Below are 13643 nucleotides of genomic sequence, written 5' to 3'. Positions count from 1 at the left end.
GTCCACCCCGACGCGCCTCCCCGGGCGCGGAACGCTCAGACTAGACTGCGCGCGGATCGCGCACAGGGGTGGGGGCAACAGTGGTGACGGACGTTCGCAAGCCCTCGGCCGCCCCCGAACGGCCCCCCGTACCGGGCGAGTCGACGTGGGGCCGGGTGACCACCCCGCGCACCCTGCTCTCCCGTGCGCTCTCGGTCCCCCTCGCCCTCGGGTTCACCGTCTTCCTGCCGTTCTTCGTCGCCGCCCAGTCCGGCGACGGCCAGCGCGACGCCGCCTTCTGGCTGCAACTGCTGCTGGCCATGTACGCGGGCGCGCGGCTCTCGGCCATGGTGCTGACCAGCCGCCGCAAGCTGCTGCAGGGCTCCTTCTGGCTGTTCGTCTACATGGCCATGGGCGTGGCCCCCCTCGCCCAGGCCGTCCTCGGCCGGGTCCCCACGCCCGTCGTCGGCCCCCGCTCCGACCTCACCGTCGCCATCGGCCTGGTGCTGCTGGGCTGCACGGCCTTCGACGTCGGCGTACTGCTGGCCCGTCACCGGCCGGCGGCACGCCGCACGGGTGGCTCCCGCAAGGAGCCGAGACCGGTGATGGTCCACCGGCGGCGCCTCCAACTGCTCACCCTGTTCGCCTTCCTGGGCAGCGCGGCCTTCATCATGAAGCTGGGGGGACCGGCGGTCTTCTTCTCCAGCCGCCAGGAGATCATCGCGGGCATCCAGGAGGCGGGCGTCTCCAACGGTGACGGCCAGGCCGGCCAGGCGCTGCTGCGCGGCTTCGGCACCGTGCCGGCCCTGCTCGCCCTGCTCCTGTACACGCGCTGGCTGATCACCTCGCGGTACGCCCGCCGCAAGGTCTCGGTCATCGCCACGACGGCCGCCCTCGCCGCCCTGAACCTGATCGTCAACAACCCCGTCTCGAACCCGCGCTACTGGTTCCTCACCGTCCTGTTCGCGCTGCTCTTCACGGTCTTCCCGGTGAGCGCCGCGATGTACCGGGTGGCCCTGTCGATGGCCGTGGTGATCGCGCTGCTCGTCTTCCCCTTCGCGGACCGCTTCCGCTACGACGAGAAGAACTACAAGCCCGTCGAGACGACCTCGTTCCTGGAGCCGATGGCGCTCAAGGACTACGACCAGATCGGCATGTTCGCCAACACCATCACCTTCTCCAACTCCGGTCCCGGCCACTTCTACGGACGCCAGCTCGCCGGGTCCGTCTTCTTCGCGGTGCCCCGCTCGGTGTGGCCGGGCAAGCCGCGCGATACGGGCGTGATGGTCGGTCAGTGGATGGGCACGGTCAACACCAACCTCTCCTCCCCGATCTGGGCGGAGCTGTGGCTCGACTTCGGGCCGCTGGGCATGGGCGCCGGACTCCTCGCCATGGGCTACGCCGCCGCCCGCGTCGACCGCCGGTACGCCAAGCGCGCCACGCGCCGATCGCCGCCGGGCAGCCTGATCTCCACGGTGGTCCCGCTGGTCGCCGGGTACTCCTTCATCCTGCTGCGCGGCCCGCTCCTCCAGGCGTCAGGACGCGTGGCCATCGCCGGGATGTGCCTCGCGCTCGTGGCGACGTACCGCCACGACCGGGGCACGACCCTGCGCTGAGCGGGCGCCCCGCGGTCAACGGCCCCGCGGTCAACGGCCCCGCGGTCAACGGCCCCGCGGTCAACGGCCCCGCGGTCAGCAACCCTGCGATCAACGGCCCTGCGGCTCCACGATGCCCGCGCGCTTGTACGTCCGCATCAGCAGCGCGGTCTCGGCGGAGGTGACCCCTTCCGGCCCGGCGAAGACCCGGGTGGTTCAGGCGGCGGTGGCGACCTCGGGGGCGGGGGCCTCCAGCCGGGCCACCCGCAGCCAGCCCGCGCCCGCCTTGGCCGCCGAACCCACGGCCAGGCCCCAGGCGGCTCCCGCCACGCCCCACGCGGCGTACCCGCCCAGCAGCAGGGCCACCGACAGCAGGGAGAAGACGATCTGGAGGGAGAGGGTGGCCCTGGGGTTCAGCACCCGCAGCGTCAGCAGGGCGCACGTCCCCAGTCCCATCACCGCGTACTGCGCGCCCGTCGCCGGGAGCAGCGCGGCGGCCGCCGCCCAGGTGTCGCCGAGCAGATGACGGCCCAGCCGGTCGGGCAGCGCGTACAGGACGGCCGCCCAGCCGGCGCCGAGCACGGCGAGGGCGGTGCCCATCAGGGCGGTCAGCCGGACCACGCCCCGCTTGCCGCGGGCCCGGCCGACCACCGGCGGCCCGAAGGCGTTCGCCGAGTTGAACAGCACGTTCAGCGGACCGAAGAGGGTGGTCGCACCGCGCAGCGCACCGACGGCCAGCGGGGTCGCGAACGCCCCGAGCCCGAGCACCGCGAGCTGGCTGGAGCCGTTGCCGACGGCGAACTCGACCACGAACCGCTGCCCCAGGTGCCCGCGCCGCAGGTACGGGCGCAGCTCGGCCCGCGCCCCCCGCACGTGGGGCCGCAGCAGCCACAGGCCCAGCCCCAGCGCGGGCAGCGCCGAGAGCCCCCACACCAGCACCAGCCGGCCGGCCGACGCCCCGGCCGGCTGCGCCGCCAGCGCCGCGACCACGCACAGCAGCCGCAGCGAGTCCGCGGCCAGCGCCCGCTGGGGCACCCGCAGCGCGGAGAAGCAGTAGCGCAGTCCGTCCTGGACGAGGACCAGCGGCAGGACCAGGCCCAGGGCGAGGAAGGCCCACCCGGCGGCCCCGGCCAGGACCAGGCCCACGACGGCCAGCACCGCGGCGGCCACCGCCGACGCGGCCGCGGTGAACAGCACGGAGGAGCGGCACACCGTCGCGAGCCGTCCCCGGACCTCGTCCGGGGGGAGCCCCTCGCCCTTCTCCAGGACCACGGTCTGGCCGACGTAGGCCATGTTCAGGCCGAGGAGCACGCTGAAGGCCACGTACACCATCGAGAAGTCCGCGAAGCCGGAGGCCGAGGACAGCCGGGCCGCCAGCACCAGCACCAGGATGTTCGTGGCGCTGGAGGCGGCCTGGTCGAGGACGGAGGCGACGGCGCCGAGGCCCCGCCGGCTCACCGCCGGCCCGAGCGGACCGTGCGCAGGGCGACGGTGTCGCCGCCGTCGCCCGTGATCTGCGGCCCGGGGTCGGCGGGCTGCCGCGTCAGCGGCTGCGGGTCCGGGCCCGCGCCGGTGGCGTCGCCGGCCTTCTTCGAGGTGCCCCGCCCGCCGCGCTTCTCGGTGACCAGGGGCGTGTGCAGGACGGCGCCGAGGACGGTGCCGCCCGCGCCGCCGATGAGCTCGCGGATCCGGGACAGGTCGCTGCGGTGCACCGCGCGCGGGTCGCAGACGACCAGGACGCCGTCGACGCGGTCGACGAGGGCGAGGGCGTCGGCGTAGGAGAGCACCGGCGGAGCGAGCACCACGACGGTGGAGTTGGGGGAGTCGGCCTCGGAGATCAGCCGGGTGGCGCGCGGGGAGGTCAGCGCGCGGGGGACGTTGCGCACCCGATCGCCGGGGATCAGGTCGAAGGAGCCCGACTCGGCGGCGTCCACGACGAGCTGCCGGCCGTCGGGCCAGTCCGCTTCCCCGCCCGTTCCGGCGCCGCCCGGCTGGCTCCAGCGGGGCCGCCCGCCCGCGTCGGTGGGCAGCTGGCTGGCCAGTACGGGGGTGCGCAGGTCGGCCTCGATGAGCAGGACGTCCTTGCCGGTCTCGGCGAAGGAGGCGGCGAGGTTCACGGCCACGGCGGCGGCGGTTTCGCTGCTGCCGCGCGGGGCGACCACCAGCAGGCGGCGCCGGTCGGCGAAGCGGGAGTCGTAGGCGAGGCGGAAGGCCACCGAACGGTACTCCTCGGCGAGCCGGGGATCGGCCTCGCCGGCCGCGAGCAGCGGCCCGCCGCCGGTCTTGTCCCGGGGCAGCGAGCCCAGGACGGGTGCGCGCAGTGCCCTGGCCACGTCGCCCTCGGAACGCGGGGCCGGGTCGAAGACGAGCCGCACCCAGGCGGCGAGCAGACCGAGCGCCAGGCCCACGGCAGCGCCGAGCGCGAGCGACATGGGGATGCCCGGCCCGTCGGGCGCGGCGGGCGGGGTCGCGGGGCTGGTGACCCGGCCCGGGGTCATGTCCAGGGCCGCGAGCTTGGCGATGTTGCCGTTGAGGGCGTTGACCTTGCTCTGCAGGTCGGTCTTGGAGGACAGCGCCGAATCGCGGGCCGTCCCGGAGGGCAGGTTGTTGGCCTGCCGGGCCGTCTCGTCGAGCTGCTTGGCGACCGGGTCGCGCTGGTCCTCGTAGCCCTTGACCATCTTGTCGCGCGTGGCGTCGAGGGCCTCCTGCCGCTTGAGCAGGTAGGCGGCGGTCAGCGCGTTCGCGCGCTTGGCGGCCTCCTTGGGGGAGGCCGAGGTGTAGGTGAAGCGGAGCACCATCGTCTGCGGCGGGTTGGTCACCTGGAGGCCGCCGCGCAGCGCGGCGAAGTCCTTGTCGGCGACGCCCAGTTTCTTCGCCGCCTGCTCGGCCGTGGAGCTGGAGAGCGCGACCTGGCGCTCCGAGCCGATGTTGATGGCCTTGTCGGGGGCCAGGCTCGGGTTGAACGGGTCGTCGGTGGGGGCGCGCAGCACGACGTCGGCGATTGCGACATAGGTGTCGGCGGTGGAGATGCCGAGGTAGACGCCGCCCAGCAGACCGATGCCCACGCCTGCGCCGAGGAGCCGGCGGTAGCGCAGGAGCTGCTTGAACTGGTCCCGCAGGAGGTCCGGCTCGTCGTCGGCCGGGGCCGCTGCCGGGCGGTTCGTCTCGGTCACGGCTGGAGACCCCCAAGTGCTTCGTCGATCAGTGCGTCGATGCGGGCCAGGCCCGCCTCACGGCTCAGGTGGGCCGCCACGTGGACGGGCCCGGCGGCGCCCAGCGCGTCCGCGCCCTCGGGGTCCTCGGCCAGGGCCCGTACGGCCTTCAGCAGGGCCGCGGGGTCCTCCGGGGGTACGAGCACCCCCGCGCCGGAACGTTCCACCTCCTGGGCGGTCCCGCCCTCGGCCGCGACGGACGCGACGACGGGCCGGCCGGCCTGGAAGTAGGAGGTCAGCTTGGACGGGACGCTCATGTCGAGCACGGCCGCGTGCTGGGTGACCGCGAGGACGTCCGCCGCCGCGAGGATATCGGGGAACTCGCCGTCGGCGGCAGGGGGGATGATGTCCAGGTTCGGCACGTCGGCGGAGAGGTCGGCGAGGGCCGCGCGCTGGCTGCCGTCGCCCATGAGGACGAAACGGACCCGCGGGTCGAGCCGGGCCGCGCCGACGAGGACGTCGAGGCCCTGCTTGAGGCCCATGTTCCCGGAGTGCAGCACCACGGTCTGGCCGGGTGCCCAGCCGAGGTGACGGCGGGTCTCCCCGCGGGGCTTGGTGGGCCGGGGCACGTGGGACCAGTTGGGGACCAGCCGGATCCGCGCCGGGTCCACGCCCATGCCGACGACCCGGTCCACGAAGGTCTCGTGGATGACGCCGACCAGGGTGGCGCGCCCCAGGGCGTACGCCTCCGCGCGCCCGGCGAACGCGGCGGCCTTGTCGCCGCCGCTGATCCCGCTCTGCGCGGCCGCGGCGCCCATGAGGTCCTGGACGACCGGGACGTAGGGGACCTTCCACTTCGCCGCGAGCCGGGCGGCGAGCACCCCGCCGGCCAGGCTGGGCATCTGGGCCAGGATCGCGTCGGGCTTCGGCATCCGGGGCGGGGCCACCGCGCCGTGCAGAAGAATCGATCCTTCAAAAAGGGCGCGCCTGACGGCGGTCTGACGCGGCGGCACCGTGTGCGCACGCCGGTGCACGGTGACCCCCGCGCGCTGCTCCGTGCGCCGCAGCGCCCCCTTGTACTCCGGCTCGACGGACCAGGCCGGATAGTGCGGCATCCCCGCCAACACATGCGTCTCGTGGCCGATTTCGGCCCAGTGCTCCGCGATCTGGGTGGCGTACGGGCCTATGCCCGCGTGCTCCGGGGCGTAGTTGGTGGAAACCAGCAGCAGGCGCCGGTGACCGGATGTGGACACTGAACGTCCCCTTCTCCCCTGGATGATGCGCACGTCACCCTATTCGTTCACCCGCAGGGCGGGGAACGTGCGCGCTATTGTCTGCTAATCCGCCGCACCGGGGGGTGCGGCCGCTGGGGGGTAACTGATGACGGAGTACGACATGTCCGAGCGCGGTTCGGCGGCGCGCAGGCCGTACCGGGTGGGCTACGCGCCCGGAGCCTACGACCTCTTCCACATCGGACACCTCAACATCCTTCGCCACGCCCGCAGCCGGTGCGACTACCTCGTCGCCGGCGTGGTCTCGGACGAGATGGCCGAACTGGCCAAGGGCCGCCGCCCGATGATCCCGCTCGTCGAACGGCTGGAGATCGTCCGCAGCGTCAAGTACGTCGACGCCGCCTTCGTCGAGACGGTCCCGGACAAGGTCGAGACCTGGAAGCAGGTCCGCTTCGACGTGATCTTCAAGGGCGACGACTGGCGGGGCACCCCCAAGGGCGACCGGCTGGAGCGGGACTTCGCCGGCCACGGGGTCGACGTCGTCTACTTCCCCTACACCGTGCACACGTCCAGCACCCAGCTGCGCCGGGCCCTGGACGCGCTCGCGCAGCCCCAGGCGGAACCCTTCACCGCCGAACGGCGCTGAGCTCCCGGAACCACTTCGCCAGGAACGCCAGCAGGAAGAGCGCGGCGACGGCGCCCAGGCCCGCGTACGCCCAGCGGAACAGCGCCCCGCCGCCGAGCAGCAGGAACACCAGGCAGAACACCCCGTAGTCCACGGGCAGCAGGGCCACCGCGCGCAGGGTCGACGGCGCGGCGGCGGGGCTGCCGGGAGCCGGCTTCGGCTTGAGCTTCTCGGTCAGCAGACCGCCGAAGAAGGTGACGACCGCGGCGAACTGGAAGCCCAGCGGCACCAGCAGCCAGCCGTCGGAGCCGGTCCCGTACTGCTCGGGGAAGCGGTGGAAGGCGATCAGCACGCACGCGTGCAGGGCGGTCAGCTTGGCGGCGTCCACGACGTGGTCGAGCCACTCGCCCGCCGCGCTGCCGCCCCCGCGCAGCCGGGCCAACTGCCCGTCGGCGGAGTCGAAGGCGAAGCCGACGGCGAGCGCGGCCCATACGGCGACGCCGAGCCCCCAGGAGGGCGCGGCCAGCGCGACGGACGCCACGGCGGCGAAGCTGGAGGCGGCGCTGACCAGCGTCACCTGGTTCGGCGTGAGCCCGAGCGCGTACGATCCCGCGGCCAGGTACCGCCCGGCGGGCCGATTGACGAACCGTGAGTAGAGCGACACCCCCTTGGCCGACTTCTGCGCCCCGCGCAGTTCCAGCAGCGCGGTCCCGACTCTCGCCATGCGTTCCCCTGATCCCCGGCGATGGCACACGTGCACGAATGCACGGGTGTTCGTATGAGGGGCACATCATCGCAGGACGGCCGCGGACCGCGGTTCCGGACGGGCCGATCCGTCCGGAACCGGCGCGGCAGCCGCGCGCGGCCGCCGTACGGCACCACCCGCGCAGCGGCTCCCTACGACACCACCCGCAGCAGCAGCACCGACCGCGCCGGGACCGTCAGCCGCTCCCCGCCCCGGTGCCGGCCCGCCGGTGCCTCGGCCTGCGCCTCCCGGGAGGTGTCCAGGACGAGTTCGTACGTCCCCGCCCACGGCGGGCCCGGCAGGATCCACTCCACCGGCCGGTCCCCGGCGTGCAGCAGCGCCAGGAAGCTGTCGTCCGTCACCTGCAGACCCCGCTCGTCGCGGCCCGGGATGTCCCGCCCCGACAGGTACAGCCCCACCGCGGCGGCCGGCGCGTACCAGTCCCGCTCCGTCATCTCCGTGCCCGCCGGGGTGAACCAGGCCAGGTCCCGCAGCCCGTCCGCGCCCTGCGCACGCCCCGAGAAGAACGCCCGCCGCCGCAGCACCGGATGCGCCTGGCGCAGCGCGATCAGCCGCCGGGTCAGCGCGAACAGCTCCTTCCAGGCGGGGTCCTCCAGCAGCGACCAGTCCACCCATCCCGTCTCGTTGTCCTGGCAGTACGCGTTGTTGTTGCCGCCCTGGGTGCGCCCGAACTCGTCGCCCGCCACCAGCATCGGCACCCCGGTCGACAGCAGCAGCGTGGTCAGCAGGTTGCGCAGCTGGCGCCGGCGCAGCGCCCCGATCCCCGGGTCCGCGCTCTCGCCCTCCGCCCCGCAGTTCCACGACCGGTTGTCGTTCGTCCCGTCGCGGCCCTCCTCGCCGTTCGCGTCGTTGTGCTTGCGCTCGTAGGTCACCAGGTCCCGCAGGGTGAACCCGTCGTGCGCCGTCACGAAGTTCACCGAGGCGTACGGCCGCCGCCCGCCCCACGCGTACAGGTCGCTGGAGCCGGACAGCCGGTAGCCGAGGTCCCGTACGTCGGGCAGCGCGCCCCGCCAGAAGTCGCGCACGGCATCGCGGTAGCGGTCGTTCCACTCCGTCCACAGCGGCGGGAACGCCCCCACCTGGTAGCCGCCCGACCCCACGTCCCAGGGCTCCGCGATCAGCTTGACCCGCCGCAGCACCGGGTCCTGGGCGATCACCGCGAGGAACGGCGACAGCATGTCCACGTCGTGCATCGAGCGGGCCAGCGCCGCCGCCAGGTCGAACCGGAAGCCGTCCACCCCCATCTCCGTCACCCAGTAGCGCAGGGAGTCGGTGATCAGGCGCAGCACGTGCGGCCGCCCGGCGTGCAGGGTGTTCCCGCAGCCCGTGTAGTCGGCGTAGCGCCGCTGGTCGGACTGGAGCCGGTAGTAGCCCCGGTTGTCGACCCCGCGCAACGACAGCGTCGGTCCCAGCTCCCCGGCCTCCGCAGTGTGGTTGTAGACCACGTCGAGGATGACCTCGATCCCGGCCGCGTGCAGGGCCTTCACCATTCGCTTGAACTCGCCGACCTGCTGCCCGGCGGTCCCGCTGGCGCAGTACCCGGCGTGCGGGGCGAAGTAGCCGACCGAGTTGTAGCCCCAGTAGTTGCGCAGGCCCCGGCGCAGCAGGTGGTCCTCGTGCGCGAACTGGTGCACCGGCAACAGCTCCACCGCCGTCACGCCGAGGCCCGTCAGGTGCTCGACCGCCGCCGGATGGGCCAGCCCCGCGTACGTGCCGCGCAGCTCCTCGGGAACACCCGGATGGCTCATCGTGAAGCCGCGCACGTGCAGTTCGTAGATCACCGAATCGGCCCAGGGGGTCTTCGGCCGGACGTCGTCCGCCCAGTCGTCGTCATCGTGGACGACCACCCCCTTCGGGACGAACGGGGCCGAGTCCCGGTCGTCGCGCACGGTGTCGGCGATGTACTGCTGCGGCCAGTCCCGGACGTGCCCGTAGACCTCCGGCGGCAGGGCGAAGTCCCCGTCCACAGCGCGCGCGTACGGGTCCAGGAGCAGCTTCGCCGGGTTGTACCGGGCGCCCGTCCAGGGGTCCCAGCGGCCGTGCACCCGGAAGCCGTACCGCTGTCCGGGGCGGACCCCCGGTACGAAGCCGTGCCAGATCTCGTGCGTGAGCTCGGTGAGGGTGCAGCGGGTCTCGACCCCGTCCCCGTCGAAGAGGCACAGTTCCACGGCCTCCGCGCCCTGCGCCCAGAGCGCGAAATTGGTGCCCGCGACCCCGCCGGGGCCCGGGTGGAAGCGGGCCCCCAGGGGATGCGCGGACCCGGGCCACACGGGTGGCGCCGGGTGCGCGGCGGCCCGTAAGACCTGTGCCTGGACCCGCTGGCGCACGGAGTCCATGGCGTCCCTGGCCTCGGGGCCGCTCACGGCATTGCTGGCGGCGGCATCCACCGCCTCTTGCTCGGCTGCGCTCGACACTGCCCGCCTCCACGGCTCCTGGTACCGGCGGGGGAGTGCGGCCCGGCGTCCCGGCCTGGCCCGCCCCCGTCTGGTCCTTCCCACTGTTCTGCCCGAACAGTTCTGCCCGGAACGTGCCCGGCCCTCACGTTTCCCCCGGAGGGGGCCGGTCGTTGGACGGTGCGTGACTCTTCTGACGAGGCGGGCAGGGGCGGGCTTGGCCGCCGTGGCGGCATGGGCGGGCCTGCTGGGCGGGCTGACCGGCTGCACCAAGGACGGCGGATCCCCGGTGGAGATCGCCCTGCCCGGCAAACCCCGCCTGCCGGACGAGGCCATCCGGATCACGCCCGCGGACAACGCCAAGGGGGTCCCGGCCGAGGGGCCGCTGCGGGTGAACGTGCCCGAGGGCCGGCTGGAACGGGTCGTCGTCACCAAGGTGGAGGACGCCCAGGAGGAGCAGGTCCCCGGGTCCATCGCCCCCGACGGGCTCAGCTGGAGCCCCGCGCCGTCGGCCGGGCGGCTCTCGCTCGCCGCCAAGTACACCGTCGACGCCGTCGCCCGGGACGGGCACGACCGCCGCCGGGCCCGGCACACCACCTTCACCACCTACGTCCCGGAGGAGAGGTTCATCGGCTACTTCAAGCCCGAGAACCGCTCCACCGTCGGCACCGGGATGATCGTCTCCTTCAAGTTCAGCCGCGCCATCAAGCAGCGGGCCGACGTGGAACGGGCCATCACCGTCACCTCGGACCCGGCCGTGCCGGTCGTCGGACACTGGTTCGGCGACGAGCGCCTCGACTTCCGGCCCAAGGAGTACTGGAAGCCCGGTACCCAGGTCACCGTCAAGATGGACCTGCGCGACGTCGAGGGCGCGTCCGGCTCGTACGGGATCCAGGACAAGACCGTCCGCTTCACCGTCGGCCGTTCCCAGGTCTCCCTCGTCGACGCCGCCGCGCACACCATGGAGGTCCGCCGGGACGGTCAGCTGGTGTCGACGATCCCGATCAGCGCCGGGGCGCCCAAGAACACGACCTACAACGGGAAGATGGTGGTGATGGAGATGTTCGACGTCACCCGGATGAACGGCCAGACCGTCGGCTTCGGCGGCGAGTACGACATCCCTGACGTGCCCCACGCCATGCGGCTCACCAACTCCGGCACCTTCCTGCACGGCAACTACTGGGCCAGCCCGGACACCTTCGGCTCCAGCAACACCAGCCACGGCTGCGTGGGCCTGCGCGACGACAAGGGCGGCGGCTCGGACACCCCGGCCGGCTGGTTCTTCGACCGGACGCTGGTCGGGGACGTGGTGGAGGTCGTGAACTCGCAGGACCGCGTCGTGGCCGCCAACAACGGACTGGGCGGCTGGAACATGTCCTGGGCCGACTGGGTCGCCGGATCCGCCGTCAGCTGACCCCGCAATCGAGTGATTGTCGGACCGCGATGCCGCGGCGCGAGAGTGTCCTGCGTCCGCCGCGCCGACGCCCTGTCCTAGAACTGGGGGCGCCCGGAACCGGGCCCCCAGAGGCTGGCGGGGCGATCAGCGCGGATACGGACGGAGCGTCATGTCAGCAAGGAACTGGACCCTGGGACTCGCGATCGGGGCCGTACTGGCCGCCGGGTCCCCCACGGCCCTGGCGGCGGCTCCCGCCCCCGGCCCCCCGGGCAGCGGGGCCCACACCCTGCGGGCCCCGCTGCCCGGCGGACTCGGCCCGTGCGTCCCGGGCGACTGTCCCCGTCCCTTCCCGCCGATCGGCAGCGACGGCAGCATCAAGGGCCGCGACAACGCCGTCAACATCTTCGCCGGCGGTCAGTTCCGGGTCCGGGGGCGCGCCTCGGAGGCCGAGGGCCGGCTGGTCGTCCTCGGCGGCTTCGACCAGGACAAGGTGGCCGGCGGGCACTCCCGCTACAACGTCGGCATCGTCGGCGCCGGCTCGCTGGTCCCGCCCCCCGACGGTGCGGACTTCCTCACCACCGGCGCCGACGTCACCGTCGCCACCGGCGAGACCCTGATCGCCGACCGGGGCGTGGTCCGCTACGGGGGCACGCTCACCGGCACCGTGACCGGCACCCGCACCCCCGACGCGAACGCCGTCGCCCCGTACGCGGGCCTGCGCGACCGGCTCGGCGCGGCCAGCCAGTGTTACGCCAAGGTCGACGGCAGCCCGCGCCCGCCGACCGGCACCGTCGTCAACAACGGCTTCGAGACCCTGTTCACCGGCAACAACCGCGACCTGCTCCAGGTCTTCAACGTGAACGCGGACCTGGTCAACCCCGCCGGAGGCGGCGCACAGGGCATCCGCTTCGCTCAGATCCCGCCGACGGCGACCATCCTCGTCAACGTCCTGGGCACCGGTACCCGCACCCTCAACACCTACAGCGGCACGCTCGTCGACCAGGGCGGCGACCCGCTCAACGCGTACCGCGAGCGGCTGCTGTGGAACTTCCCGGACGCCTCGGCGGTCAACCTGAACGGCAGCGGCCAGTTCCAGGGCAGCTTCCTGATCGGCAACCAGGCCTCCGAGACCCTGGTCACCCTGCCCGGGATCAACGGCCGCTTCTTCAGCACGGGCTCCGTCACCCACGGCAGCGAGACCATCGGGGGCGGCGGCCAGGAGTTCCACGCCTACCCCTTCACCGGAGACCTCCCCGACTGCGGCCCCGCCCCCGGCCCCACGGGCACGGTGGCGGTGGCGAAGGTGGACGGTGAGGGCCGCTCCCTGGGCGGCGCCCGCTTCGAGCTGTGGCACGAGACGAACGGGGTGCCGGGTCTCCAGACGGACACCGCGTCCCCCGACACCAAGGTGGCCGACTGCACCACCCCGGCCACCGGCCGCTGCGAGCACACCGGCGCCGCGCCGGGTACCTACTACTGGCGCGAGACGGCGCCGCCGGCGGGCCACGACCTGCCCGCGAACCCGGTTTTCGAGCTGACGCTGACCCGCGAGAACGCCGCGGCCGGGGTCGAGGCACGGGCCGTGAACACCCGCACCGAGACGCCGGGCGCCAGGGTCGTGCTGCGCAAGACCGACCGGGACACCGGGGCCGGGCTGCCCGGCGTCCGCTTCGAGCTGTGGCGCGAGACCAACGACCGGACCGGCCTCCAGACCACCGGCGCCGACGCCGACGAGCGGCTGGACGGGCTCTGCGTGACCGACGCCCAGGGCACCTGCACGGTCGAGCTCCCGGTCGACGAGACGTACTACTGGCGGGAGACCGGCTTCCCGGCCGGCTACGAGAGGCCCGCCGACCCCGTCACCCCGTTCGACCTGACACGGGGCGACCTCGTCCAGGGCATCGTCGTCACCGTCGCGAACCGCAAGGAGAACACGGAGCACCCCGGCTCCCTGCACCTCGTGAAGAAGGACGCCAAGACGAAGCGGCCGCTGCGCGGCGCGGTGTTCGAGCTCTGGAAGGAGACCAACCACACCGACGGCCTCCAGACCCGCGGCGTCAACGCCGACCAGAAGGTCAAGGACGGCCGCGCGACCGACCGCAACGGCGTCTGCGACTTCGACGGGCTCTCCGAAGGCCTGTACTACCTGGTCGAGACGGACGTCCCCGAGGGCTACGTGCTGCCGCGCGACCGGGTGACCGGCCCGGTACGCGTCACGGCGGCGGCCCCCGGCAGCCGCGTCGTGGTCACGCTCCAGAACAAGCGGGACGAGCACGGCAAGGACCCGGGCAAGGAACACGGCAAGCACGACGGCAAGCACGACGGCAAGGAGCACGGCAAGGAGCACGACAAGTGCCCCGGCGCCTGAGCGTCCCGCGCACGGCCCTCCGGCCTCCCGCTGCGCCGGTGGAGTGGACCCCTGACCCCACCGGCGCAGCCGCGCGGGCGGCTCCCCGCCCGCGCGGGTTGGCTGGGTCGCGAGGTCCGGCGGGCGGACCCGAGGAG

The 13643-nt window shown here is 73.5% G+C and carries 9 protein-coding genes; 4 read left to right on the top strand and 5 right to left on the bottom strand.

All coding sequences use genetic code 11. From position 1 onward, the window contains the following. Nucleotides 1-80 precede the first annotated feature (80 nt). Entirely contained in the window at nt 81-1595 is a 1515-nt protein-coding gene (locus ACEPPI_RS01460; RefSeq protein ID WP_373913418.1) for a hypothetical protein, read from the top strand. A gap of 195 nt (nt 1596-1790) precedes the next feature. On the opposite strand, the gene ACEPPI_RS01455 is transcribed toward ACEPPI_RS01460, so the two are convergent. From ACEPPI_RS01455 to ACEPPI_RS01445, 3 genes are read right to left on the bottom strand one after another with little or no spacing between them, the layout of a single operon-like run. Beyond that, nucleotides 1791-3032, bottom strand: a complete 1242-nt coding sequence (locus tag ACEPPI_RS01455) for a hypothetical protein (RefSeq protein ID WP_373913417.1) — start codon at nt 3030-3032, stop codon at nt 1791-1793. Further along, a complete protein-coding gene (locus ACEPPI_RS01450; RefSeq protein ID WP_373913416.1) occupies nt 3029-4747 on the bottom strand; it encodes a lipopolysaccharide biosynthesis protein in 1719 nt (572 codons plus the stop codon). The genes ACEPPI_RS01455 and ACEPPI_RS01450 overlap by 4 nt, the downstream gene beginning before the upstream one ends. Continuing rightward, nucleotides 4744-5949 (bottom strand): glycosyltransferase family 4 protein, encoded by a 1206-nt coding sequence (locus tag ACEPPI_RS01445; protein WP_373913463.1) that lies wholly within the window; start codon nt 5947-5949, stop codon nt 4744-4746. The genes ACEPPI_RS01450 and ACEPPI_RS01445 overlap by 4 nt, the downstream gene beginning before the upstream one ends. Nucleotides 5950-6106: 157 nt before the next feature. Between ACEPPI_RS01445 and ACEPPI_RS01440 the strand changes: the two genes are divergently transcribed. Next, entirely contained in the window at nt 6107-6604 is a 498-nt protein-coding gene (locus ACEPPI_RS01440; RefSeq protein WP_373913415.1) for an adenylyltransferase/cytidyltransferase family protein, read from the top strand. Here ACEPPI_RS01440 and ACEPPI_RS01435 read toward each other — a convergent pair. Together ACEPPI_RS01435 and glgX are read right to left on the bottom strand one after the other, a co-directional pair. Continuing rightward, complete coding sequence (locus ACEPPI_RS01435; RefSeq protein ID WP_373913414.1) at nt 6585-7307, bottom strand: CDP-alcohol phosphatidyltransferase family protein; 723 nt, start codon at nt 7305-7307, stop codon at nt 6585-6587. The genes ACEPPI_RS01440 and ACEPPI_RS01435 overlap by 20 nt on opposite strands. Nucleotides 7308-7480: 173 nt before the next feature. Beyond that, on the bottom strand, nt 7481-9685 hold the full coding sequence (gene glgX, locus ACEPPI_RS01430) for a glycogen debranching protein GlgX (protein ID WP_373913462.1): 2205 nt from the start codon (nt 9683-9685) through the stop codon (nt 7481-7483). A 274-nt stretch (nt 9686-9959) separates the two neighbouring features. Between glgX and ACEPPI_RS01425 the strand changes: the two genes are divergently transcribed. Both ACEPPI_RS01425 and ACEPPI_RS01420 read left to right on the top strand, forming a co-directional pair. Beyond that, on the top strand, nt 9960-11156 hold the full coding sequence (locus tag ACEPPI_RS01425) for an Ig-like domain-containing protein (protein ID WP_373913413.1): 1197 nt from the start codon (nt 9960-9962) through the stop codon (nt 11154-11156). A 151-nt stretch (nt 11157-11307) separates the two neighbouring features. Continuing rightward, nucleotides 11308-13506 (top strand): choice-of-anchor A family protein, encoded by a 2199-nt coding sequence (locus ACEPPI_RS01420; RefSeq protein WP_373913412.1) that lies wholly within the window; start codon nt 11308-11310, stop codon nt 13504-13506. The last annotated feature ends 137 nt before the right edge of the window (nt 13507-13643 follow it).

Source organism: Streptomyces sp. AB3(2024) (assembly GCF_041862025.1).
In the GTDB taxonomy this organism is placed as follows: Bacteria; Actinomycetota; Actinomycetes; order Streptomycetales; family Streptomycetaceae; genus Streptomyces.
The sequence above is the reverse complement of the archived record's forward strand: the minus strand, read 5'-3'. Positions and strand labels throughout refer to the sequence as shown.